Here is a 23,220-nt window from a genome sequence, read left to right as displayed (position 1 = left end):
TTGACCTTCAGGACATCGCGACCGTCGTCGTCGGGCTTGCCGTCGTCGTCGGGCTTGCCGTCGTGGTCCTTGTCCTCGCCCGGCTTGCCGTCNCGTCATGACCCTTGCCGTCGTCGTCGGGCTTGCCGTCGTGGTCCTTGTCCTCGCCCGGCTTGCCGTCGTGGCCCTTGCCGTCGTCGTCGGGCTTGCCGTCGTGGTCCTTGTCCTCGCCCGGCTTGCCGTCGTGACCCTTGCCGTCGTCGTCGGGCTTGCCGTCGTGGTCCTTGTCCTCGCCCGGCTTGCCGTCATGACCCTTGCCGTCGTCGTCGGGCTTGCCGTCGTGGTCCTTGTCTTCACCCGGCTTGCCGTCTTCGCCGCCGGGACCGCCGTCCGCGGGGTCGGTCTTGATCGGCGGGCCGTCGACCGGACCGCCGCCGCTGGAACCGCCGCCGCCCTTGTCGCCGGGGCTCTTGTCGTCGCCGGGAACCTTGTCGTCGGGGCCCTTGCCGTCCGGACCCTTTCCGTCGGGGCCCTTGCCGTCGCCGCCGGTCGAACCGGGTTCGCCGCCGCCGGGCCCGCCGAGGGGGCTGCCGCCGTGGCTGCCCTGCGCGTCCTTCTTCAGCGACTCCATCGCGGCCTCGGCCTTTTGCTTGGCCTCGGCCTGCGCCTTCTGCTTGGCCTCGGCCTGCGCCTTCTGCTTGGCCTCTTGCTCGGCCTGCTGCTTGGCCGCTTCCTCGGACTGCTGCTGGTCCTGTCCGCCGCCGGAACCCGAACCGCCCGAGCCGGACGAACCGCCCGAACCGGAACCAGAGCCGCCGGAACCGGAACCGCCGGGATCGGTCTTGATCGGCGGACCGTCCACCGGACCGCCGCCGCCGGAACCGCCGCCGGAACCGTCACCCGAGCCGCCGCCGAGGGGGCCGCCGCCCGGTGAATCGGACGGAACGTCGAGGTCAGGCACCTTGCCGCCGCCCCCGCCCGAGCCGCTGCCGGAACCGCCGCCCGAGCCAGTACCGCCGCCAGTACCGCCGCCGATCCCGCCGATGCCGCCGCCCGAGCCGCTGCCGGAGTGGTCGCCCTGCGGCGTGTCCGAGCCGGACCCGCCACCGGGACCGCCACCGGAACCGCCGCCGTAGCCGCCGCCCTGACCGTCGCCAGAACCGCCCTGGCCACCGCCGTAGCCACCAGAACCCTGACCGCCACCGCCGGGGCCGCCGCCGGGCCCCTGTCCCCCGCCGCCGGGACCACCGGGACCGCCCGAGCCGCCAGTCCCGCCTGCCCCGCCGTCCTTGGCGCCCTCGAACTTGTTCTTGACCTTGCCCATCTCTTTGTCAAGGGTGTCGTAGGCCTTGTCGACGAGGTCCTTGGCGTCCTTGCAGGCCTTCTCGAACCCCTTGTAGATGGTGTCCCACATGTCGGGGTTGAACTGGTTCATGATCCACTGCTTGGCGAGGTCCTTGCCGTGGCTCTGGATCTCGTCGTCGTTGCAGCAGCCCTGGTCGTTGAGGGTGTCGACCAGGTTGGTGCCGAAGTTGTAGTCCATCCAGCCGGCGATCTGGGCCAGGTCGTCGACGCTGCCGTGCTCGCCGTTGGCGACCGCGATGACCTTCTGCGCCATCGTGTAGTCGGCCTTGCCGACCTGGTCGCGGTACAGCGCGATGACCTGGTCGGCCTTTCCCTTGCACAGGTCGAACAGCGTCTTCGTGGTGTGCAGCGTCGCTTCGCTGGCGTGGCTGAGGTCCTCCCCCAGCTTCGCGGCCTTCTTCTGGATGCTCTCGTTGTACCGGTCCGACGCCGCGTCGGCTCCCGCCCCGGTCCAGGTCCCGAACAGGGTGCCCAGTTCGGTTCCGGTCTCGGTCAGCGTCGACTTCACGGTTTCCGAGCCGGTCTTGAAGTGCGTGGCGTCGTTGATGAAACCCTCGAAGCTGATCCCGCGCTGCTCGTCGAACGGACCGCGGATGTCCTTGTCGAGGTCGAGCTTGCGGGTGTTCCCCTTGCAGTCGTCGGGGAGCTTCTCAAGCAGCCCGCCGAAGGTCTCGAACACCCGGAGCGCGGCCGCCGCGGGGTCGAAGAGCTCGTCGGAGGTCTTCGTGCCGGTCGCCTCGGCGTCCTTGCCCTCGCCGGGGGCGGGCGGCTGCTTCTTGTCGAGCTCGCCCTTGCCCTTGTCGACTTCCTTCTTCTTCTCGTCCTGGTTGTAGCTGTTCTGCTGGCCCTTCTGCCGGGCCTCTTCGTAGATCTCGTCGAGCTTCGGAGCGCCGCCGGGCATCTCGAACGGGTTCTTCGGGATGGCGATGAACGTCCGCCCGTAGGACTTGATGTACTTCGCGACGTCCTGGCCCTCGTCGCCGCCCGGATTCGGGTGCTCGTTGACCCACGCCCGGAGCAGGCCGTCCTTCAGCTCCGGCGGCACCGCCGAGTTGTCGAGCAGCTTCTTGACATCCGGCCACGTCTTGGGCTTGTTTTCGTCCGCCATCAGAGGATCCCGTCGACGCCGTTGCCGGTCTTGTTAATGGCGCCGGACTGGTTGTCCTCGTTCGTGCCGTAGGCAGACCCGGCGGTGCTGATGTTCGTGCCGAACGATTCGAGAGCCTTGCTGTAGCCGGAGAGCGCGCCCCACAGCTGCTTGGTTCCCTCAAGGTACTTGTCGGAGTGCGCCTGGTGCGCCCGGCCGAACTTCTCCTTGGTCAGCTCGGAGTTCTCCAGGTCCGGATTGTCGTCCAGCAGCTTTTCCGCCAGGTCGCCGATCTTCTTCGACGCCGTCGACAACGCTTCGGTTGTCGCGGTGTACCCGCCCCCACCGCTCATTTCAGTGCTTCTCCTCGGCTCGGCAAGCTGTCAGGGCCTCCGCGAGCACTTCCGCCACGGATTCCACGTCGGTGAACCGATCGAGCTCGTCCAGATCGATCGACACGTCGTAGTAGATCTCCAGCGCCGCGAGAAGCCGGATCCGGCCCTTCGAGTCGATGCCGAGCTCCTCCAGCGGAGCGTCGGGCACGACGAGGGCCGGGTCGAGCCGGAAGGTGTCGCTGACGACCTTCGTGACCTCGGCGCAGTGATCACCCACGCACGCCACCGTAACGCGCCTTGGCGGCGGACCGGGCGACCTTTCCGCTGGAAGTGCGCGGAAGTCCGCCAGAAGGGACCAGGTGTACCGCACGGAGCGTGAGATCGTGCTCCCTCGAAACCGCTCGCAGCACCGCCCGGGTCACGTCCTTGACCTCGGCTTCCGCTCCGCGGGCCCATTCCGCGACCACCATCGCGCCCTCGCCCTGGTCGTCGGCGACGCCGAACGCGGCGACCCGGTCGCGCCGGATCGCCGGATGCGCCTCGCCCGCCGCCGCCTCCAGGTCCTGCGGATGGAAGTTGCGGCCGTCGACGACGATCAGGTCCTTGAGCCTGCCGGTGACGTAGAGGTCGCCGCGGTGGACCACGCCCAGATCGCCGGTGCGCAGCCAGCCCTGGAGCCCGTCGAGGACGCCGCCGAACGCTTCCGCGTCGCCGCGGCCCCAGTAGCCGGACGCGACGTTCGGGCCGTGCACCCAGATCTCGCCGACCTCGCCCTCGGGCTGTTCGTGTCCGTCGTGGACGATCCGGACGAGCTGCCCGACTGGCTGGCCCACCGACATGACCGGCTGGCCGTCCGGCGTTTCGACGGCGCGGCCCTGGGCCAGGGCTTCCCGGTCGAGCACCGCGCCGCGCGGCCCTTCCTCGCCCGCGCTCGCGACGTACACCGTGGCCTCGGCCAGCCCGTACGACGGCCGATGCGCCTCGGCGCGGAACCCGCGCGGACCGAACACCTCGTGAAACCGCTCGACTGTGCGCGGTCGAACCGGCTCGGCGCCGTTGAGCGCGACCCGGACGTCCGAGAGGTCCAGGTCGTCCTGGCCGCCGACGTCGGCGGCCAGGTCGTAGGCGAAATTCGGGGCCGCGGTGAAGACGGCCGGATAGTCCGAGAGCTGGCGCAGCCACCGCTGCGGCCGGTGCACGAACTCCGCGGGCGACATGAACACCGACCGGCCGCCGACGTAAACGGGCAGGCACAGCAGCTGGATCAGGCCCATGTCGTGGAAGAACGGGATCCAGCCGGCGCAGGTCGTCTCCTCGTCCGAGGCGTAGGCCTGGCTGGCCTGCCAGCAAGCCGCGACGATCGCCCGGTGCGGGATCACCGCGCCCGCCGGTTCGCGCGTCGACCCCGACGTGTACTGCAGGTAGGCGGGGCTTTCCGGATCGACGCGGACCGGGTCGAGGCCCGGTCCGGACAGCTCGTCCACCACCACGAGGTCGCCGGGATCGCTGAACTCGCGCACCTTCGCCGCGACAGCCGACGACGTCGCCCACACTCGCGCGCCGGAATCGGCGAGGACCCCGGAAAGCCGGTCGGCCTGCGCGCGATTGCCGGGCAGCATCAGCGGAACGGCGACCATCCCGGCGGCGAGCGCGCCGAAGAACGCCAGCGGATAAGCGAGTTCCTGTCCGGCGAGGATCGCGACACGCTCCCCCGGTTCCGCGACCCGGCGCAGTTCCCCGGCCACGATCCGGACTTTGGCGGCGAATTCCGCCCACGCCCAGGTGTGCTCGACGCCGCGACTGTGGTCTTGGTGGGTGAACAACGGCCGTTCGTCGTCGGCACGGGCGAACAGCCGATCCACGATCGAGACGTGCAGAACCTCGGCAGGCACCGTGCGGGACACCCAGCGAAGCTACCCGCTACGACGAGACCGCGACCACCCGGCCGAAAGTCCGCGGGTCGCCAAGGTGATCCACCACGCAGGCCGCCAGATCAGCCCGAGACGTGCGCTGGCCGAGACCTTCAGCGGAGTCGAGGGAAACGCGGGGCCGGCTGGTCGGTCAACCCGCTCGGCGGCACCGCTGTCCACGCGAGCCCGCTGGAAGCCAGCAGCTTCTCCATCCGCGCCATGTCGGCGTACGGATGCCGCAGCACCCAGCGCAGAATCCCGCCGAGCAACCGCGCGCCCGGCCCGGCGTCCGGCGGCGTCGCGAGAGCGGCGGAGGAGAGCACCATCAGCCGCGCACCGGACGGCAAAGCCGAAACGATGGCGGCGGTCCCGGCGGAGCAGACGGTGGTGGGGCCGAGGCCGGTCGAGCCGAGCGCGGAAACCACCGCCTCGGGTCTGGCGAGCGCACCGCGCAGCGACTCCGGGTTCAGCGCGTCGGCGGTGCGCCGGGGATGATCGAGGGCGAGGTTCCCTGGCAGGCGGGCGATGGCGGTCACGTCGTATCCGGCGGCCAAACCGCGTTCGACGACCAGCTGGCCGGTGCGTCCGGTCGTGGCGACGACAGCGAGCGAAGGCAGGGCGTTTCTTGAGGAGTCCGGTCCGGATCAGGCGGCCGGTTTGCTCGCCGGCTGGAACTTGAAGCGGGCCGCCTCCAGCAACGGCCGGTGCTTCGTGTTCTGGAACGCAGCGACCTTCCAGCCGCTCCCGGTGCGGACCAGGCTGTAGGTCCGGACCTTGTTCAGCTCAGCGGGCTTCGAGCCCTTGGCGGTCGCACCGCGGGTGACGACGTGGGCCGAAGCGGGACCGACCCGGCGCACGCTCAACACCTCGTGAGCCAGCCGCGTGCCCTTGACGAAGCTGTCGAAGAGCGCTTGATGCGCCCGGCCGGTCTCGTCCGCGCCCTGGTAGAGGGTGCCGACATAGGCGATCCAGCACGGCGGTGATAGCGGCGAGGTCGGTGTCCTGCACTCGCAGGCGAGCGCGCGAGCGGTCGGACTGGGAGCGACCGACCTGTACGCGCTGAACATCCTGGAGCTGCGCGGCGCGATGACCGCCAGCGGACTGGGCCGCCTGGTCGATCGCCTTGAGGAGGGCGGCTACGTCCGCCGCGCACCCGACCCCGACGACCGGCGTAAGGTCGTTGTCCAGCCGCTCCACCAGCCCGAGGCCTTGGACAAGGCACTCGCCCCCGGCTCGCGCCAGCGTCGGCGAGATCCTGCGCGGCTACCGGCCGGAAGAGGCGGCGGTGGTGTTCGGCTATTTCGCCCGGGCCGCCGGTGCCTGCCAGCACGCGACTGACCAGCTCGCCGAGTCCTGAGTCTCCGCGCGACGCCCGGCGGCGCGGACCAGGGAGGCCGCCATTACGAGCGCGGCTTCACCCGGCTGGCCCGAGCTGTCAAGAAACGCTGCTCCGCGACACTCGCCGTCGCCTTCGCGGCCAGCCGGTAGTTCTCGTACGCGCCAGGCAGATCCCCGGCTTTCTCCAGCAAATGCGCTCGCACCGACAGCAACCGGTGATGCCGGGCGATCCGCTCCTCACTGTCTAATGTGGACAACAGAGCGAGCCCGGCCAGCGGCCCCTCGGTTTCGGCGAGCGCGATCGCCCGGTTCAACGTCACCACCGGATTGGGCGCGATCCGTTCCAGGATCAGGTACAGCGCGTGCACCTGCCGCCAGTTGGTCTCGTCCGCGGTCGCCGCGTCGGCGTGTGTCGCGGCAATGGCCGCCTGCAGCTGATACGGGCCGAGCGCCGAACCCGCCAGCGACGCTTTCGCCAGCTCGGTGCCCTCGTCGAGCATCGCACGGTCCCACGTCGTGCGGTCCTGATCGGCCAGCGGCACCAGATCGCCCGACGGCGTCGTGCGGGCCGTCCGACGAGCGTGAGTCAGCAGCATCAACGCGAGCAGACCGGTCACCTCGCTGTCGTCCGGCAGCCGCGCGTGCACCATTCTGGCCAGCCGAATCGCCTCGTACGCCAGGTCGGCGCGGTGCAGATCGCTGCCCGACGACGCGGTGTAACCCTCGTTGAAAATCAGGTAAAGCACCTGCAGCACGACATTCAGCCGCTCCGGCTCCGCCGAACCCGGGAACGAACTGCCCGCCGCCCTGATCCGCTGTTTGGCACGGCTGATCCGGGCAGCCATCGTGCCCTCCGGCACGAGAAACGCGCGGGCGATCTCCGCCGTCGTCAGACCGCCGACCGCGCGCAGGGTCAACGCGGTCTGCGACGCCGGGGTCAGCGCCGGATGGCAGCACAGAAACAGCAAGAGCAGCGTGTCGTCGGTGTCCGGCACCTCGGGCGCGGCCTCGGCGGCGTTCGCCAGCTCCCGCTCGCGGCGCGCCTGGTCGCTGCGCAACTGGTCGACATAGCGCCGGGACGCGACCGTCGACAGCCAGCCGCGCGGATTGTTCGGCACGCCGTCGACCGGCCATTGCCGAGAAGCCGCGAGGACCGCCTCTTGCACGGCGTCCTCGCAGCCCTCGAACTGGCCGTACCGGCGCACCAGCACGCCAAGAACCTGCGGCACGAGTTCGCGCAGCAGGTCCTCGACGGAGGGAGCGGTCACGCGTCCAATTGTCCCTCCGAGAACATCACCTGGCGCACCTCGACGCCGAGCCCCTCGATCGCGGCGTCCGGGACCTGCGCGGCCAGCTCGATCGCCCGCTCCTTGCTCTCGACGTCGATCATGTAGTACCCGCCGAGGAACTCCTTGGACTCGAGAAACGGCCCGTCGGTCACCACCGGCTGCCCGTCCCGGACCGACACCACCGCGGCCTGCGACGGGTCGGCGAGCGCCTGGGCGGCGATCAGCTCGCCGGACTTCTTCGTCGACTCCATGAACGCGGTGACGCCGTTGCCGAGCGCCTCTTTCTCCTCGTCGGTCAGCGCGTCGAGGACGGACTGGTTGATGTGCAGGCTGATCAGGAACTTCATCGTCTTGCTCCTCGTGGTTTCGGGGTCTTTCGCGGAGTGGTCGGAGACGCGAGCGGGTTCTGGACCTGGACTTTATGTGATGCGCGTCACTGTAAGTTCGGGCGCATTATGAACGGCATGGAGACCGACGCCTGGGCCGCACTGGCGAGTCCGTTCGTGGAAGGCGCGTACGCGACCGTCAAAGGCCGAGTGCGCACGTACGTCTTGCATCAGCAGCTCCTGGCGCATCTGCCTCCGCCACCAGCGACAGTGCTCGACGTCGGCGGCGGGGGCGGACATCAGTCCTTCCCCTTGGCACGCCTGGGTTACGACGTCGTTCTGCTGGATTCGTCCGACGCGATGCTGTCAAAAGCGGAGCAGCGTCTCGCCGCAGAATCAGCCGAGGTACGCGAGCGCGTCCAGCTGGTGCGCAGCCGCGGCGAGGACGCCGTCGCGGCGGTCGCGGGCCAGAAGTTCGACGCGGTGTTGTGCCACGGCGTGCTGATGTATGTGGACGATCCGGTACCGATGATCGACGCGCTGTGCGCCTGCGCGGCACCGGGCGGGGTCGTCTCGGTGATGGCGCTCAACGCCGAGACGCTGGCCGTCCTCCCGGCCCTGGAAGGACGGTGGAGCGACGCGCTGACGGCGTTCGACGGGCAGGGCGAGCGCGGCGTCCTCGGCGTGGACACGCGCGCCGACACCGTCGCAGGGCTGTCGCAGCTGCTCGTCGGACAGGGAGCCGAACCGCTTGCCTGGTACGGGGTTTGGCTGTTCGCCGACTGGATGGACCTGGATGTCGACGAGAGCCGGATCGGCGAGATCGCGGAGGTCGAGCTGGAGGCCGCGCGACGAGACCCCTACCGGCGGCTCAGCCGGGTGTTCCATCTCGTCGCGCGCGCCTGAACTGTCCTATTTGGACGAGTTCCAGAACTCGGTGAGGACACGCGCGCCCTGGGCCGGGTCCTGCGTCATCCACCAGTGCCCGAGCCCCTCCAGCACCGCGACCTTCGCCCCGGCTCGTGCGGCCGAGCGGCGGCGTTGCTCGGCCGTCCCGACGAAGTGGTCCTCGGTCGCCAGCACGACGAGTCCCGGACGCTCCGCCGCGCGTTCGAGGTTCCGGCCGGACTCCGCGAGCGCGGGCTGCGCCGCGGACCGGTAGAGCGGGAGCACCGCGCGGGCCATGTCGTCGTTCATTCCCTCGGCGACCTTGGCGGCCACCGCTTCGTGCATTCCACTGCGGACCAGGCGCTCGGCCCGGGCTTCCGCCGTCGCGCCGAACATCGCCGCGACGGCTTCCTCGCCGACGCCCGGTTTCTGCCACCCCTGCGCGAGGTCATGCCAGACGTAATCCGGGTCGAACGCGCCGGCCGTGTCACTGGCCCAGGTGCGCACCAATTCCGGACGCGCCATGACTGCGTTGAGCACGTGTGCGCCGCCCCAGTCGTGGCCGACCAGGTCGACCGGTTCGGGGAACTTCTCCAGCTCGGCGATCAGCCAGTCGCGGTACTCGACCGCCGTCGCGCCGAACCCCTCCGGCCACGGCGCGCCGAACCCGGGCGGGGACAGGCATACGGTCGAGCGATCGCCCAGCTCGGCGAGCAGGCGCTCCCACACCGCGGCGGTTTCCGGATTGCCGTGGACGAAAACTGCGGTCATCGGACTTCCTCCCTCTCGTCGCTCCCACTCTATGCATACTTGCTTGTCGACTGGCAAGTATGTTGTAGAGTTTCTTCCCGTGACCGCGCCGCGCCGCACTCAACAGGAACGCCGGGACCAGGCGTCGGCCGCTTTGCTGGAAGCCGCCGCCGAGCTGGTCGTCGAGGAAGGCGTACGCGCCGTGACCTTGGCCCGCGTCGGCGAGCGCGCCGGGTACAGCCGCGGCCTGGTCACCCACCACTTCGGCGGGAAACAAGCGTTGCTGGAACAACTCGCCCGCACCACGCAGACCGGTTTCGTCCCCGGTCTCGACACCGTGGCACCCGGCCTGGACCGGCTGTTGCGGCTGATCGAGGGCTACCTCGCCCGGCTCAGCGAGCCCGACGTGCTGAGCCGGGCTTTCCTGGTGCTGTGGGCGGAATCGATGACCGCGCCGGAACTCGCCCCGATCTTCCGCGAACGCGACACCGCCTTCCGCCACGACCTGCGGCAAGAGATCTCCGCGGGCATCGCTGAGGGCACCATCCGCTCCGACGTCGACCCCGAGCAGATCGCCGTCGCCATCGTCGGGCAGCTCCGCGGCATCGCGCTGCAGTGCCTGCTCGACCCGGCCGCGGTGGAGCCGGCCGAGCTATGCCGCTGCGCCACCGAAGTGTGGAAACGGGCGCTGTCCTAGAGCTGCGTCGCGCCGCCGTCGACCGCCAATTCCGCACCCGTGGTGTAGGTGGCGTCGAAGGCGAGGAACAGCATCGCCGTCGCGACCTCCTCCGGTGCGCCGAAACGGGACATCGGATTTTCCGCGGCCATCTGGGCTTTCGCCGGCTCCGCGAGCTCCGGCGGAAGCGGCGGAAGCGGCGGAAGCGGCGGAAAAACCTGTCCGGCGCAGCGGCACCCGGGGCCCAACGCGGCAAGAAAGAAGAAGACGAGCATGAACGCAAGTACGTTCTTGACGTAGACCTCTTCGCCGACGACGGCACCGCCGTCGACCCTGAAACCGGCATGCGTCCGACCCCGCCGACGCTCGGGGCGCAAGGACCGCTGCCACCGCGACCCGTCAATCGGCCAGATCAACTGGCGGCAGTCACCGGAGAGCGATAGCAAACACCGTCCTCGCGACCCAATCCCGCCCCGCCGCGCCAACAAACACCGTCCCGCGACCCAATCCCGCCCTGCGGCCGTCAACAAACACCGTCCCGCGGCCCAGTCCCGCCCCGCCGCTGTCAAGCGACGAGGCGGAACTCCCCCTCGCACGGCACTCCCCTCCCAGCAGCGCTTCCGCTGAAGCGCTGCCCCCGACGGCTCGCCCCCTCGAACGTCGCCCCTCCGGCATCGTTCCTCAACGAGCCCGCCTCATTCGGCCGCCCTCGCAGGGGCGTTGGCCCTCGGCCAGGATCCGCACCGGACCCGGCTCAAGCGGCCATCCCCTCCAGGACGTGGGCGCTCACCAGCATCCGTCCCCTCACACGGATCTGCTGGAGCGATCAGTCACGCACCGTCTCCGAAACGCCGCCCCTCCAACGACGTTCGCGCAGACGAACCCTCGCAACACTGCCTCCGGCACCGCTTCGACCGTTCGGCTTCCCAAGCGGCACGACCCCTCAGACGTGCCGCTCGCAAACACTGCGCCCCCTCAAAACCTCAGGCCGCGAACGCCGCAGCCTTCCGCGCCCGAACGCCCCGGGTAGCCGCTGCACCACGAGCACCGCCAGCAGGCTCAGCACCGCACTCGCGTCGAAGGCGAAGCCGGGTTCAGGTCGATCAGGTCACGCAGGGCAAGGCCGATGACCGCGAACGCCGTCAGCACCATCCGGGCCCAAGGTATGAGCACCGTCGCGGCTGACACCAAGGTCACCAGGCCGAGGACCAGCCAGATCGCCGCGCGGTTGGTGAACGACGACAGGGCGATTCCGGTCAGGTCGCCGGCCGGGAGCAGGCCGCTCAAGGCCAAGTCCCAGCCTTCGGCCCGCAGGTACTTCTGCCTGGCGGGGCGAATCGGGCCCTCGCCCCGCACCAGCACCCCACGGCAGCCCGCTGAGCAACCCCAGCCCGCCGATGGCCAGGGTGCGCGAGCGTCGCGCGCCGGCGGAACCGTACGAACTCACTTCTGTCGGACTCCTTGGCTCAGCAATCGAATCAAGCGTCACCAAGTTTTCCGCCGACTGCTTGCGCCGTCTACTGGTTCGCCGATAAAATCTTCAGATTTTTTTAACTGGCCACGAGATCAGGAACGCCGGGTTAGGCTCTCCGACGTCCGCGAAGAGAATGAGAAGGCGAGTCCTGCCAGATGTCCGCACCCAGCCCGTTCCGGTCGCCGTCGTTCAACGTGCTCAGCAGGCTCCTGCGCTCGTCACCTGCCCTGCTCGACACGACGTTCGACCAGTTGCGCACGCTGATCACGGTCGCGGAAACCGGAACCGCCCTCGCCGCGGCCCGCACGCTCGGCCGCGACCAGTCCAGCGTGCAAAAACAACTCGACACCCTCAACCGCAATTTCTCGGAATTGTGCGGAGAACCATTGCTGCACCGCCAGGGCCGCGGTCGTGACGTTCTTTTTACTGACACCGGACGCGCCGTCGCACAGCAAGCGCGCCGCACTCTCACCGAATTGCTGGACACCATTCACGAATGCCGGCGCGAACTCGGCGGAACGCTCACCGTCGGCGCGACTCGCTACACCCTCGGCAGCCTAGCCCACGCGGGCGATCTCGTGGCCGAGCAGTTCCGCGGCCGCGACATCGAGCTGAACGTGGTGCACGTGCGCACCAAAGACCTGATCGACCGGCTGCTGGCCAAGGACGTGGACCTGGTGTGCGGCAGCGTCGTCACGACCAGCGCGCTCGACTCCGTCGACGTGCTCGAATGGCGGCGCAGCGGACTCGGCATCGTGACCAATATGGACACTCCGAAGCCCGGGGAGTCCGTCGCCACCAGCCAATTGCCGACGCTTCCGCTCGTCGTGCCCAGCGGCGGCGTGATCAACGACTTTATGCGCGGCTGGTTCGGCTCCGACTACCGCAACCGGCTCGACATCGTCGCCGAGATCGACTCCGCGCAATACGGATTCGAACTGCTCCGTTCAGGTCTGGTCCGCGGCTGCATGCTCGTCACCCAAGGGCTCGGCGAGGCCGCGGGCGAAAACCGCCTGCACGCCGCCTCCGGATTGCGCACCATCGGCCTCGTCGACGACATCGAGCCGAAACTCGAACTGCTCGTCGGCGTGTTCGCCCGGCGCGGCGAACGGTCCTCGTACCCGGACAGCCATCCCCTCAACCTGCTGTGGAACGCACTGCGACAAGCGGGAGAGGCGTCCTGGCTCGAAGTCGGCCGCTGAGCCGTGCTCTCGCCCGCGGAGCCGTGTCGAAGCGCTGGTCAGCACCACACCGCGAGACGCCGGACCCGGATCAGCGGCGCACTGGATCGGCACCGAAACCGCAACAGCCAAGCACCCCTCAGCCGACCTCCTCGATCTCCACCCGGTCCGGATAGAACGCGACGTGCCCCTTGATCGGAGCCACCGCGTCGTAGGGGGCCTCGTACACCCACACCGCGTTCTCGCCGTCCGGCACCGCGGCGAGGCTGTAGTAGGAAGCGTCGCCCTTGTACGGGCAGTGCGTGCGGTGCTCGGTGGGCGACAGCATCGCCAGGTCGACATCCTCCAGCGGGATGTACTGCACCGGCGGGTAGCTGGCCTCGCGCAGCACCTGCGCGCGGGTGGTGTCGGCGATGGTCTTCTCGCCTGCCTTGACCACCACCCGCGCCGGGTTGGGTGCAACGGTGATCGGGTGGTCCGGCCCCGGGATCAGCTTGTCGGGCATGGTTCTCCTCCTCCGCGCAACGGAAGCGGTGCGCACTCCCAACACTAGGCCGGACCACCGACAAAATCAGACGCCGGAAGACTCAGACGCCCGCGACCTGCGAGATCCAGCTGCGGTACCGCGTGATGTTGGTGTACGCCGTGCTGCTCTGCCGGTCGCTGGTCGACGCGACGCCCACCTGGCGTCCGGACGCGAACATCGGGCCGCCGGAGTCGCCGCCCGCGGTGATGCCGTCGCCGTAGGTCGCGCACACCGCGACGCCGCCTTCGTAGTCGCTGCACGACGGCGTCGTCACGCGCACGTTGGCCACCTTCAGGTACCGCGACTGGCAGTTGATCTCCGAACCGCACCGGCTCGTCGCGCCCCAGCCATACACCTGCACAGTCTGCCCGGCGCGGACGTCGTTCGTCGTGCCGAGCGGCGAGTACGTCGCGTTCACCGAGCTGGACAGCCGGACGATGGCCAGGTCAGCGGCACCCGGGTAGCGCGTGATCGCGGCACCGGTGGCCATCGTGCCGCCGCTGCTCTGGTCGAGGCTGCCGATGCGGAAGGTGTAGCTCCCGCTGGAGGCGACGCAGTGCTTCGCGGTGAGGATGTACTGCGGCGCGATGATCGTGGCCGTGCAGTTCTGCTGCCCGTTCACGAACAGCCGCGCAGCCCACGGGGCGTTGGAGGCGTAACCGCCGCCGATGATCGCCGGGGTCGAGGCCGGTCCGCTGGAGGCAGCGGCCTGTCCGGCGAATCCGGCTAGGCCAAGCGCGGTAGCGAGCACGAGCAAACAGGTGCGCAAACGCATGGTCTCTCGTTTCTGCGGCTTCGTCGCCGCGGTTCCGGTGGGGACGGGGAACCCCGATCATCAGGGCGTCGCCCAGGAACCAGAACCGGCGAAAGTAGCCGGGGACCACCTGTTCTTCTGCTGCTGCCGCCGCTACGGACAGTTCCGCGTACTGTTCCTCAGCCGACGGCCCTGGTCCGGCGCAGCCAGTACAGGCCGATTACCGGAAGCACCAGCGGGATGAACAGGTACCCCTGTCCGTACACCGACCAGACCGTGGCGTCCGGGAACGCCTGCCGGTCGAAAACGCTCAGCGTGCCGACGGTCAGCACGCCCAGCAGTTCGACCGTGCACGCGGCGAGCGCGATGCGCCACCACGTCCGGCCGCCGCGGGCGAGCGCGATCGTGGCCAGGATGTAGACGAGCGCGGCGAAGGCCGACAGCACGTACGCCAGCGGCGCCTCGTGGAATTTCGTGCTGATCTGGACGCCCGCCCGCGATGTCGCGGCGAGCGCGAAGATGGCGTACACCGCGACCAGGATCCGGCCGGGGCCGGTGGCCGTCCTACGCGCTTGCTCCACTCCACACCTCGTTCAGTCGCAGCACCATCACCGGAACAGCCAGGCAGGCGATGCCGAGCACGACTGTGCTCGACCGGCTCTGCTCGGCAAGCGCCCACGCCGCGCCGACCGGCAGCACGACGAGGCAGCCGATCAGGTAGGCGAGGTAGGTCGCGAGGCTGCCCGGGTGGTGCCCGCCGGCGAGCAGCACGATCCCGATCACGAGCTGGGCGAGCAGCAGCACCTCGATCACCGCGAGCGCGACGAGCAGCGGGGTGTCCGGGAGCTTCTTGCGCGCCGCCTGGACGAAACTCCACAGCGCGACGAGCGCGGCGCATCCAGCGACCGCTATCGCGAACCCGACGATCACCCGTTCCTCCTTCTGCCCGCCGGCCTCAACGTACCCGCCTCGCTTGCCGGCCCGGACGGGCGAGGGGCCGACAGCGTGGCCGGGACCACGTTCACCGGAACGGGTCGCTGGCATTCCGTCAATTCTCGAATGCCGCGGAAATCCCGCTCGACCGGGCGACGGTAACTCACTCTCGGTTCGCCAGTGCCGGATTTATCCGCGCCCCGCCCGGGTCGGCCGAACGCTGAAATGGCGGATTGGCGCGACGGCTAAGCTGTGCGGAAATAGTTTCCGTCGCCGGAGAACCGGAGCAGCGCACACGCGGAAGGATCCACTTTTATGAACGTCCGGCACGAGGCATTCTGCCTCGCCGATCCGTGGTTCTTCGACCGCCGACGGGAAATATCCGCCGACGACCTGGCCGCCCCATCCTACGGTCCACAGTGGACTGTGGAGGAGCACGGACACTGGCGTCGCCTGCGCCCCGCCGGTGCCGTATTGCCCGAACAAGGCTGGGCGGTAGAGATTTCCGCCGCCCCCGGCAATGCCGACCGAGTACTGGACCGGATCCGCGAGTACTGCCGGATCGCCCGGCTGCACCACCGGCATCTGCGTTCCCGGTCGATTTTCCTCGATCGCAATGCCGAATATCCGACGACCGGCGGAACCGGTGCACTGGCCACTATTTATCCTCCCGACAATAACGCGCTAGAGCAGATCCTCGACGATCTTTCCGAACTCCTCGCCGGCGAGCCCGGACCAGATATCGACGGTGCGCTTCGCTGCGGAGAATGCCCGATTCACGTGCACTATGGCGGGTTCATGCCACTGTGGACCGAGCACGGCGGCACCCGGGTGCCCGCGCTGCGCAGGCCGAGCAGCGCTCTCGAACCCGCGCCGCGGGGCCCGGAGTTCTCCGTGCCGGACTGGGTTCGGATTCCCGACTGCGTCGCGGAGTACACCGACGCGCCGATGCCGCCGCACCCGGTCGCCGAAGTACTCCGCCAGGCCCACGGCACCGCCGTCTACCTGGCCGAACGCGGCGTCGAGCAGGTGCTCGTCGAGGAGGCCTGGCCCTACACCGGACTGGACGGCGACGGCGTCGACGCGGCCGCGCGACTGGAGCGCAAACACGACCTCTTCGAGCGGCTCGCCGGAATCCCCGGCATCCCGAAAACCCACGCCTACCTCGCCGGGCAGCGGCATTACCTGGTGCGGGAGTACCGGCAGGGCCTGCCGCTGGACGCCTGGCTCACCCGGCATTACCCGCTCACCCGCCGCGACTGCCCCGAAACCGACCTCGCCGCCTACCGCAAACAGGCGTTGTCCGTGCTGGCGCAGGTCGACCGGATCGTCGCCGAAGCCGCCGAACGCGGCGTCGTGCTCGAAAACCCGCGCAACATCCTGGTCGACAGTTCCGGCACGGTGTCGTTGACCGGCTTCGACCGCGACGAAACCGCCCTGCGGCTGCGCCTCTTCCTGCCGCTGGCCCCGCTCTACCGCCTGGTGCCGGAACGCCTCCGCTGGGCCGCTGAGCTCACCGAACGCCGGTTCTCCCTGCCCGCCGGGTACGCCGACCGCATCGCGCCGCACACCGAGCCCGCGCACACCGAACTCGACGAACCCCGCCCCGATTGGACCCTGGTGCGCAAGCAGATCGCCGAAGCCCTGCTCGCGTGCGCGACCCCGGATCGCCAGGATCGGCTGTTCCCCGGCGACATCGAGCAGTTCCACGTCGGCGGCGCGACCTTCGGCACCGGCGCGGCGGGCGTGCTGCACTCGCTGCACGTCGCGGGCGCCGGCCGGTTCCCCGAGCACGAGCAGTGGCTGCTCGACGCGATCGACGGGGAACAGCCCAGCCGCGCGGGTTTCTACGACGGCAGCCACGGAATCGCGTACGTGCTGGAGGAATTCGGCCACCGGAAGGCCGCGGCCGATCTCCTCGCCGTCTCGCGCGCGCTGGTGGACCACACCGTCGGCCACGATCTCGCGAGCGGGCTGGCCGGCATCGGCCTGACCCGGCTGCATTTCGCCGCGACCCGCGGCGACAACGAATTCGGCAGGCAGGCGCTGAACATCGGCATCCGGCTCGCCGAGGCACTGGACACCGCGGAACCGCCGGGAGCGACCGCGCGGGCCGGGCTGTTGTACGGCTGGTCCGGCCCGGCCCTGCTGTTCCTGCGGCTCTACGAACGCACCGGTGAACCGGCCTGGCTGTCGTTCGCCGACCAGGCGCTCGAACGCGATCTGGAGGAATGCGTCCCGGCGCTGGACGGCTCGCTGCCGGTCCGCGACGGCAACCGCGGTTCGCGGCGCGGGGCGGGAATCGGCAGCGCCGGGATACTGATCGTGACCGAACAACTGGCGCGGTACCGCTTCGACGCGAAGGCCGCGCGCAGCCTGCCCGCACTGCGCGTCGCGTGCCGCGGGGAATTCGCGCTCCATCCCGGTCTGCTGAACGGACGCTGCGGGCTCGCCGCGGGCCTGGCCTTCAGCAGCACGCCGGACCGGCGCACCCAGGACGCGATCGACCGGCACCTGACGCGGCTTTCCTGGTACGCGGTCCCGTTCCGCGGCGGCCTTGCCTTCCCCGGCACTCGCCTGCTACGACTGTCCGCTGACGTCGCCACCGGCGGCGCCGGAGTCCTGCGCACCCTCGCCGCACTTCAGGACGGCATCGAACTGCTCCCGTTCCTCGGCCCGACGCCGCGGGTCGGTCATTAGTCCACTGTGGACAGGAACTGTCGACAAGTCAATTCGCCGACAGTTCCACCACGCGGAACCTTGACTGAGTGTCCGGACACTTTTTGAATCACTCATTCAGCCCAGCCCGTTGGTCCGAAATCCGCAGCCAGGGCCGGGGCCTCGGAAAACGCCGGGGGAACCCGCCGCTACGGTCGGTAACCGCCGTCACGACGACGTTCGGCTGCTCGTTCAGCGGCACCACGAGGCCCCCGTTCGTGATAGAAACCGGGGCTGTTCCGTTCGGTGGGCCTACGAAGGGTGTATCCGAGATTTCCGTGACGAGGACCACTCGCACCCACTGGCGTGTCCGCTTCCCCGGCCGTGTCCGCACTCTCGCCGAGGGTGACCCAGGAGTTCGTGAATCATCGTGGAGAACAAGGACGATCCCGGCAAGGCGTACGACAAGTCGATCCGGAAGAGGCTGACCCGGACGGTCCTGATCCCGAGCATCACCCTGCTCGTGCTGTGGGCGGTGCTGGCGACGGCCTTCTTCATCAACGGCTTGTACGTGCGGCTCGTCGCGGGCTCGGTGCGTGACGTTTCGATCCCCGCGCTCACCGCGTTGTCGTCGCTGCAGCAAGAACGGCAGCTCGCCCTGCAGTATCTCGACAGCCCCAGCTCCGGCCCGCAGCAGTTGCAGCAGCAGGAGCAGGACAGCGACGGCAAGCTGAAGGGTCTGCAAGAAGCCTTCGCGGCCACCATTTCCAGCGCGCCGGACGAGATCGCCAGCAAGGTCACCGCACTGAAGGCGCAGCTCGACCAGCTGCCGGTGCTGCGCTCGCAGGTCAACTTCCGCAGCATCAACCGCGCACAGGTCAACACCTACTACAACGGCGTCCTCGACTCCGCGGCGACGCTGTTCGACACGCAGGCGCGCATCGTCCCCGACGCGACCGCGGTGCAGGGCGCGATCTCGGCGACCTCGCTCTTCCGGGCGGGCGACCTGATGTCGCGCGAGACGTCGCTGGTGTCGGCGGCGTTCTCCGGCAGCACCTTCGCGCCGGACGACTTCGTCCAGTTCTCCCAGCTGGTCGGCTACTACCGCACGCAGCTGGCGCAGATCTCGCCGTTCCTCGAACCGGCTGTGCGCCAGCACTACCAGCAGCTCTCGACGAGCGACGCGTGGAAACGGCTCAACGCGGCCGAGGACTCACTGATCAAGCACGGCCCGTGGACCAGCGGCGACCAGAACAACGTCCCGGTCTCGGCGGGCGACTGGCACGCGCTGACCGCGCAGGTCGCCCAAGGTCTGAACCAGCTCACCATCGAACAGGCCGACCAGGTTTCCACCGCCGCGATCGACTCCGGGAACGCGCAGCTGCGCAACGCGATCATCGGCAGCATCGTGGCCCTGCTCGCCTCGCTGGCCGCGATCATCGTCGCGGTGCGGGTGTCGCGGTCGCTCGTCGACCGGACCCTGATGACGCGCCTGGAGCGGCTGCGCAACGACTCGCTCGACCTCGCGCGCAACCGGCTGCCGAACATCGTCGGCAGGCTCAAGAGCGGCGATCCGGTGGACATCGAGGCCGAGCTGCCGAAGCTGGACCACGGCCGGGACGAGATCGGCCAGGTGGCCGAGGCGTTCAACACCGCGCAGCTGACCGCGGTCAACGCGGCGGCGAGCGAGGCGAAGGCGCGCAGCGGCGTGCACAACGTGTTCCTCGGCATCGCCCACCGCAACCAGGTGCTGGTGCACCGGCAGCTGCAGATCTTGGACGAAATGGAAAGCCGCGAAGAGAACTCGACCCAGCTGGCCTCGCTGTTCCAGCTCGACCACCTCGCCGCGCGCGCCCGCCGGACCACCGAGAACCTGATCATCCTCGGCGGCAAGCAGCCCGGACGGCGCTGGCGCAAACCGGTTTCGCTGATGGAGGTGCTGCGCGCGGCCGTCTCGGAAACCGAGCAGTACTCGCGGGTGCAGGTCGAGCAGGTGCCAGACGTCGCGATCGTCGGCACCGCGGTCGCCGACACCATCCACCTCGTCGCCGAGCTGGTCGACAACGCGACGTCGTTCTCCCCGCCCGGTTCGCAGGTCGAGGTGACCAGCCGGATGGTCGCGCGCGGCGTCGTGGTCGACGTGTCCGACCAGGGGCTTGGCATGAAGGAAGGCGTGCGCGAGTGGGCTAACGCGATGATGGCCGACGCGCCCGAATTCGACGCGATGGCACTGCGCGCGGACTCCAGCCTCGGCCTGTTCGTGGTCGCGCGGCTGGCTTCGCGGCTCCGCATCACCGGCACCCTNGGACTCCAGCCTCGGCCTGTTCGTGGTCGCGCGGCTGGCTTCGCGGCTCGGCATCACGGTCACCTTCGACCCGTCGCGCTACGGCGGCACCCGGGCGACCGTGCTGATCCCGTCGAACCACCTCGCCAACGCGAACGCGCCCGAACCCTTGGCCGAGGCCCCGGCGCTCGCCCAGGTCGGCGCGCCCGCACCGGAAAGCGCCGCACAGCGACCGGCCCCCGAGGCACCGCAGCCGGCGCCGCGACCGTATCCCGCCCGCCCGCTTCCGACGCCGGACCCGCGCACCGCGGAGCCGTATCCCCCGTCCGCGGGCCAGATCCCGGACGTCCCGGCGGCACCGCGCGCCGCGGAGCCCGACCTCAGCGAGCTGGAGGGCGACGACCGGCCCCGGCTCCCGCGCAGGCAGCCGCAGCAGAATCTCGTCGCCCAGCTGCACGACGACCCGGACGCCGCCGAGGCGGACGTCACCAACGCGGGCGAGACCACCGCGCGGACGCTGATGGCGTTCCACAAGGGCACCCGCCGGGCGCGAGGCGGGCAAAATGACTCATAACGACCGAACACCTCACCACACCGAAAGTCAGGGTCTGTCCGCATGAACGAGTACGGGAATTCCACCCCTGATCTCAACTGGCTGCTCGACGACGTCGTCAACCGTGTCGTCGGCGCGCAGAACGCCATCGTGCTGTCCGCCGACGGCCTGCTGCTCGGCAAGTCGTCCGGGATGAGCAAGGACGACTCGGACCAGCTCTCGGCCATCGCGTCGAGCCTGCAGAGCCTCGCCAAAGGGGTGAGCAGGCAGTTCAACCGCGGTCCGGTGCTGCAAAACATGATCGAGATGGAACGCGGGTACCTCTTTGTCTCGGCCGCCGGGCAGGGCGCGTGCCTCGCCGTGCTCGCCGGCGCGGACATCGACGTCGAAATGATCGCGTACGAAATGAACCGGCTGGTCAAGCGCGTCGGCGACTATCTGGCGTCGGCACCGCGCGAGGCCGCGAACCTGCTGCGGGAGGCGACGTGACTGACGACGGCTGGTACGACGAGGCCGCCGGACCGCTGGTCCGGCCCTACACGATCACCAGCGGACGGACACCGTCCGAAGACCAGCTCGACCTCTCCACCCAGGTGATGACCCTGCAACAGGGATCGGACCCGGTCGGGCTCGGCCCGGAGCACCTGGCGATCACGCAGCTGTGCCGCAGACCCTTGTCGGTGGCCGAGATCGCGGTGTACGTGAAGCTGCCGCTCGGCGTCGTGCGCGTGCTGTGCGGGGACCTGATCGACCGCGGCCTCGTCATCACCCGCGCCCCGTCCCGTCAGCCGGCCCAGATGCCGGACCACGAAACTCTCCAGGCGGTTCTCGATGGCCTCATCAAGCTCTGAAGACGCCGCGGCGTCGGTGCCGACCCCGGTCAAGATCATCGTCGCGGGCGGGTTCGGCGCCGGGAAGACCACCATGGTCGCCTCGGTCAGCGAAATCCCGCCGCTGTCCACCGAGGAGGTGCTGACCGAGGCGAGCACCGGCGTCGACGACCTTTCCGGCGTGGAGCAGAAGAAGACCACCACGGTCGCGCTCGACTTCGGCCGGATCACCATCTCGCCGCGGCACGTGCTCTACCTGTTCGGCACCCCGGGCCAGGAACGGTTCTGGTTCATGTGGGACGACCTGGCGCGCGGCGCGATCGGCACCGTCGTGCTGGTCGACACGCGCAGGCTGGAGACCAGCTTCGCGGCGGTCGATTTCTTCGAGCGGCGGAAGATCCCGTTCGTCGTCGCGGTGAACTGCTTCGACAACGCGCCGCGCTACACCCCCGACGAGATCCGCGAGGCGCTCGTGGTGCCCGACGGCGTGCCGATCGTGATGTGCGACGCGCGGCAGCGGGATTCGAGCAAGATCGCGCTGATCCGGCTGGTGAAGCACGCGATGACGGTGGTTCCGCAACCCGCCTGACCCAGCGCCGCGACCGGCGGCGGTGAGACCAGCGAGGGGGTTCCCGGCGCGGGGAGCCCCCTCGTTCGCTTTCTGCTGTTCTTAATGGACCGGGGCCATCCGGAGGTTGAAGTGCCGCAGGATCTTCGGCGCTTCCACGATCCGGTAGCCGGGCACCTGCTCCGGGTTTTTCGCGATGTCGCCGAGGATTTCGGCCACGTAGTCGTAGTGGCCCTGGCTGTACACGCGCCGCGGCAGCGCCATCCGGACCAGTTCGAACGGAGCCGGGGTGATCAGCTCGTTCTGCTCGTCGAGCGTGCCAAGATAGAGCGAACCCAGTTCCACACAACGGATGCCGCCCGCCAGATACAACTCGCAGGCCAGCGAATGGCCCGGGAACCGCGAGGCGGACAGATGCGGCAGCAGGCGGCCCGCGTTGAGGTAGAGCGCGTGGATGCCCGGCGGCTGCACGATGTCCACCCCGGCGTCGTTGGCCTGCTTCGCGAGCCGAGCTGCCTCGCCCGCGCGCGCGGCGAGGTAGTGCGGGTCGACGACTTCCTGAAGGCCCTTGGCGACCCGGTCGAGGTCGTGCGCCGCGAGCCCACCGTAGGTACGGAAGCCCTCGGTGGCGATGAGGTTGGTTTCGCAGCGCTGCGCCAGTTCCGGGTCGGTCAGGCCGATGAACGCGCCCATCGGCGAGATGCCGTCCTTCTTCAGGCTCGCGACACATCCGTCGACCAGGCCGAACGCCTCTCGCGCGACCTCGCGCGGCGTCTTGTCCGCGTAGCCCGCCTCGCGCTGGATGACCAGCCACGCGTTCTCCGCGAACCGCGCGGCATCGAGGAAAACCGGCACGCCGTGCGCTCGCGCGAGCTTCGCCGCCGCGACCAGGTTCGCCATCGAGACCGGCTGTCCGCCGCCGCCGTTGTTGGTGATGGTGAGCAGCACCTGGCCGACGCGGGCGCCGTCCGGGCCGGTGAGCAGGCGTTCGAGCGCGTTGAGGTCGATGTTGCCCTTGAACGGTTCGAGGCTGTCGAGGTCGCCGAACTCCGCGCAGGGCAGGTCGATCGCCTCGGCGCCGAGCAGTTCGACGTTCGCGCGGGTGGTGTCGAAATGCGTGTTGCTGACCGAGATCCGGCCGCTCTCCAGCACGCTGGAGAACAGCACGCGCTCCGCCGCGCGGCCCTGGTGCACCGGCAGGAGATGCGGGTATCCGGTGAGGTCGCTCAGCGCGTCGCGGAAGCGGTAGAACGAGTCCGACCCGGCGTAGGAGCGGTCCGCGGCGGCCGCGGCGGCCTCCTGCGCGGTGGAGACCGCGCCGGTGCCGGAGTCGGTGAGCAGGTCGATGCTGACCTTGTTCGCGGGCAGGTTGAAGGCGTTGTAGCCCGCCGCGGCGAGTGCTTGTTCCCGCTCGGCACGAGTAGTGACCGGAATTTCGGCGACGACTTGGGAGCGGTACGGCGGGAAGGTCCGCATCAGGGTATTTCCTCCAGTTGTGGGTGACAGCCCAAAACTA

The 23,220-nt window shown here is 69.4% G+C and carries 24 protein-coding genes and 2 pseudogenes; 10 read left to right on the top strand and 16 right to left on the bottom strand.

Features of this window, described 5'->3' with window-relative positions; all coding sequences use genetic code 11:
* Positions 1–7: 7 nt before the first annotated feature.
* The 6 genes from A4R44_RS52500 to A4R44_RS22505 all read right to left on the bottom strand — a co-directional run bounded on the left by A4R44_RS52500 (position 8) and on the right by A4R44_RS22505 (position 5,743).
* A complete protein-coding gene (locus tag A4R44_RS52500; protein ID WP_255366170.1) occupies positions 8–2,452 on the bottom strand; it encodes a hypothetical protein in 2,445 nt (814 codons plus the stop codon).
* The gene (locus tag A4R44_RS22525) at positions 2,452–2,784 is read right to left on the bottom strand and encodes a hypothetical protein (protein WP_067583998.1); all 333 of its coding nucleotides are present in this window, start codon (positions 2,782–2,784) and stop codon (positions 2,452–2,454) included. Before A4R44_RS22525 ends, A4R44_RS52500 begins: the two co-directional genes overlap by 1 nt.
* 1 nt (position 2,785) lies before the next feature.
* A complete protein-coding gene (locus A4R44_RS22520; protein WP_067584101.1) occupies positions 2,786–3,043 on the bottom strand; it encodes an acyl carrier protein in 258 nt (85 codons plus the stop codon).
* A complete protein-coding gene (locus A4R44_RS22515) occupies positions 3,036–4,670 on the bottom strand; it encodes a fatty acyl-AMP ligase (protein WP_067583995.1) in 1,635 nt (544 codons plus the stop codon). Before A4R44_RS22515 ends, A4R44_RS22520 begins: the two co-directional genes overlap by 8 nt.
* Before the next feature lie 119 nt (positions 4,671–4,789).
* Complete coding sequence (locus A4R44_RS22510) at positions 4,790–5,293, bottom strand: NAD(P)-dependent oxidoreductase (protein WP_095213520.1); 504 nt, start codon at positions 5,291–5,293, stop codon at positions 4,790–4,792.
* A 27-nt stretch (positions 5,294–5,320) separates the two neighbouring features.
* Entirely contained in the window at positions 5,321–5,743 is a 423-nt protein-coding gene (locus A4R44_RS22505; protein WP_107648872.1) for an SgcJ/EcaC family oxidoreductase, read from the bottom strand.
* A gap of 19 nt (positions 5,744–5,762) precedes the next feature.
* Here A4R44_RS22505 and A4R44_RS52495 point away from each other — a divergent pair.
* A pseudogene (locus A4R44_RS52495) lies at positions 5,763–5,816 on the top strand (hypothetical protein); the annotation flags it as partial.
* A gap of 40 nt (positions 5,817–5,856) precedes the next feature.
* On the top strand, positions 5,857–6,033 hold the full coding sequence (locus tag A4R44_RS50590) for a hypothetical protein (protein ID WP_232791722.1): 177 nt from the start codon (positions 5,857–5,859) through the stop codon (positions 6,031–6,033).
* A gap of 43 nt (positions 6,034–6,076) precedes the next feature.
* Here A4R44_RS50590 and A4R44_RS22495 read toward each other — a convergent pair whose 3' ends face one another.
* Both A4R44_RS22495 and A4R44_RS22490 read right to left on the bottom strand, forming a co-directional pair.
* Positions 6,077–7,282 carry an RNA polymerase sigma factor gene (locus tag A4R44_RS22495; RefSeq protein WP_067583989.1) on the bottom strand — a complete coding sequence of 402 codons (1,206 nt, stop codon included), beginning with the start codon at positions 7,280–7,282 and terminating at the stop codon, positions 6,077–6,079.
* Positions 7,279–7,650 (bottom strand): YciI family protein, encoded by a 372-nt coding sequence (locus A4R44_RS22490; RefSeq protein WP_067583987.1) that lies wholly within the window; start codon positions 7,648–7,650, stop codon positions 7,279–7,281. Before A4R44_RS22490 ends, A4R44_RS22495 begins: the two co-directional genes overlap by 4 nt.
* 117 nt (positions 7,651–7,767) lie before the next feature.
* On the opposite strand from A4R44_RS22490, the gene A4R44_RS22485 reads away from it, so the two are divergent.
* Positions 7,768–8,535, top strand: a complete 768-nt coding sequence (locus tag A4R44_RS22485) for a methyltransferase (protein WP_067584098.1) — start codon at positions 7,768–7,770, stop codon at positions 8,533–8,535.
* Positions 8,536–8,541: 6 nt separating this feature from the next.
* On the opposite strand, the gene A4R44_RS22480 is transcribed toward A4R44_RS22485, so the two are convergent.
* Positions 8,542–9,288, bottom strand: coding sequence for an alpha/beta fold hydrolase (locus A4R44_RS22480; RefSeq protein WP_067583984.1), 747 nt, complete (start codon positions 9,286–9,288; stop codon positions 8,542–8,544).
* Positions 9,289–9,367: 79 nt separating this feature from the next.
* Between A4R44_RS22480 and A4R44_RS22475 the strand changes: the two genes are divergently transcribed.
* Positions 9,368–9,964 carry a TetR/AcrR family transcriptional regulator gene (locus tag A4R44_RS22475; protein ID WP_095213519.1) on the top strand — a complete coding sequence of 199 codons (597 nt, stop codon included), beginning with the start codon at positions 9,368–9,370 and terminating at the stop codon, positions 9,962–9,964.
* Here A4R44_RS22475 and A4R44_RS52490 read toward each other — a convergent pair.
* Both A4R44_RS52490 and A4R44_RS49180 read right to left on the bottom strand, forming a co-directional pair.
* Positions 9,961–10,218 carry an SDR family oxidoreductase gene (locus A4R44_RS52490; protein ID WP_095213526.1) on the bottom strand — a complete coding sequence of 86 codons (258 nt, stop codon included), beginning with the start codon at positions 10,216–10,218 and terminating at the stop codon, positions 9,961–9,963. The two genes, A4R44_RS22475 and A4R44_RS52490, sit on opposite strands and share 4 nt — an antisense overlap.
* A 784-nt stretch (positions 10,219–11,002) precedes the next feature.
* Positions 11,003–11,305, bottom strand: coding sequence for a hypothetical protein (locus tag A4R44_RS49180; RefSeq protein ID WP_198545393.1), 303 nt, complete (start codon positions 11,303–11,305; stop codon positions 11,003–11,005).
* Between the two features lie 267 nt (positions 11,306–11,572).
* Between A4R44_RS49180 and A4R44_RS22460 the strand changes: the two genes are divergently transcribed.
* Complete coding sequence (locus tag A4R44_RS22460) at positions 11,573–12,619, top strand: LysR family transcriptional regulator (protein ID WP_067583974.1); 1,047 nt, start codon at positions 11,573–11,575, stop codon at positions 12,617–12,619.
* A 118-nt stretch (positions 12,620–12,737) separates the two neighbouring features.
* Here the strand turns inward: A4R44_RS22460 and A4R44_RS22455 are convergent, their stop codons facing one another.
* The 4 genes from A4R44_RS22455 to A4R44_RS22440 all read right to left on the bottom strand — a co-directional run bounded on the left by A4R44_RS22455 (position 12,738) and on the right by A4R44_RS22440 (position 14,808).
* Complete coding sequence (locus A4R44_RS22455; protein ID WP_067583970.1) at positions 12,738–13,103, bottom strand: DUF427 domain-containing protein; 366 nt, start codon at positions 13,101–13,103, stop codon at positions 12,738–12,740.
* Positions 13,104–13,185: 82 nt separating this feature from the next.
* Positions 13,186–13,899, bottom strand: a complete 714-nt coding sequence (locus tag A4R44_RS22450; RefSeq protein ID WP_067583967.1) for a trypsin-like serine protease — start codon at positions 13,897–13,899, stop codon at positions 13,186–13,188.
* A 158-nt stretch (positions 13,900–14,057) separates the two neighbouring features.
* Entirely contained in the window at positions 14,058–14,420 is a 363-nt protein-coding gene (locus A4R44_RS22445) for a hypothetical protein (protein ID WP_067584095.1), read from the bottom strand.
* Positions 14,421–14,442: 22 nt separating this feature from the next.
* On the bottom strand, positions 14,443–14,808 hold the full coding sequence (locus A4R44_RS22440; RefSeq protein WP_067583964.1) for a hypothetical protein: 366 nt from the start codon (positions 14,806–14,808) through the stop codon (positions 14,443–14,445).
* A 318-nt stretch (positions 14,809–15,126) separates the two neighbouring features.
* Between A4R44_RS22440 and A4R44_RS22435 the strand changes: the two genes are divergently transcribed.
* From A4R44_RS22435 to A4R44_RS22415, 5 genes and pseudogenes are all read left to right on the top strand, one after another.
* Positions 15,127–17,511, top strand: coding sequence for a lanthionine synthetase C family protein (locus tag A4R44_RS22435; RefSeq protein WP_067583962.1), 2,385 nt, complete (start codon positions 15,127–15,129; stop codon positions 17,509–17,511).
* 388 nt (positions 17,512–17,899) lie between these two features.
* A pseudogene (locus tag A4R44_RS22430) lies at positions 17,900–20,327 on the top strand (nitrate- and nitrite sensing domain-containing protein).
* 42 nt (positions 20,328–20,369) lie between these two features.
* Positions 20,370–20,795 carry a roadblock/LC7 domain-containing protein gene (locus A4R44_RS22425; RefSeq protein WP_009071597.1) on the top strand — a complete coding sequence of 142 codons (426 nt, stop codon included), beginning with the start codon at positions 20,370–20,372 and terminating at the stop codon, positions 20,793–20,795.
* Complete coding sequence (locus A4R44_RS22420; protein WP_067583960.1) at positions 20,792–21,157, top strand: DUF742 domain-containing protein; 366 nt, start codon at positions 20,792–20,794, stop codon at positions 21,155–21,157. The genes A4R44_RS22425 and A4R44_RS22420 overlap by 4 nt, the downstream gene beginning before the upstream one ends.
* Positions 21,138–21,725: an ATP/GTP-binding protein gene (locus A4R44_RS22415; RefSeq protein WP_067583957.1), complete on the top strand. Its 588-nt coding sequence runs from the start codon at positions 21,138–21,140 to the stop codon at positions 21,723–21,725. Before A4R44_RS22420 ends, A4R44_RS22415 begins: the two co-directional genes overlap by 20 nt.
* 81 nt (positions 21,726–21,806) lie before the next feature.
* Here the strand turns inward: A4R44_RS22415 and A4R44_RS22410 are convergent, their stop codons facing one another.
* On the bottom strand, positions 21,807–23,180 hold the full coding sequence (locus A4R44_RS22410; protein WP_067583954.1) for a tryptophanase: 1,374 nt from the start codon (positions 23,178–23,180) through the stop codon (positions 21,807–21,809).
* Positions 23,181–23,220: the final 40 nt, after the last annotated feature.

Origin of the sequence: Amycolatopsis sp. M39, assembly GCF_001651785.1 — a bacterium.
GTDB lineage: Bacteria > Actinomycetota > Actinomycetes > Mycobacteriales > Pseudonocardiaceae > Amycolatopsis > Amycolatopsis rubida.
Note: the sequence above shows the minus strand (reverse complement) of the source record. Positions and strands in the feature narration are given on the sequence as shown.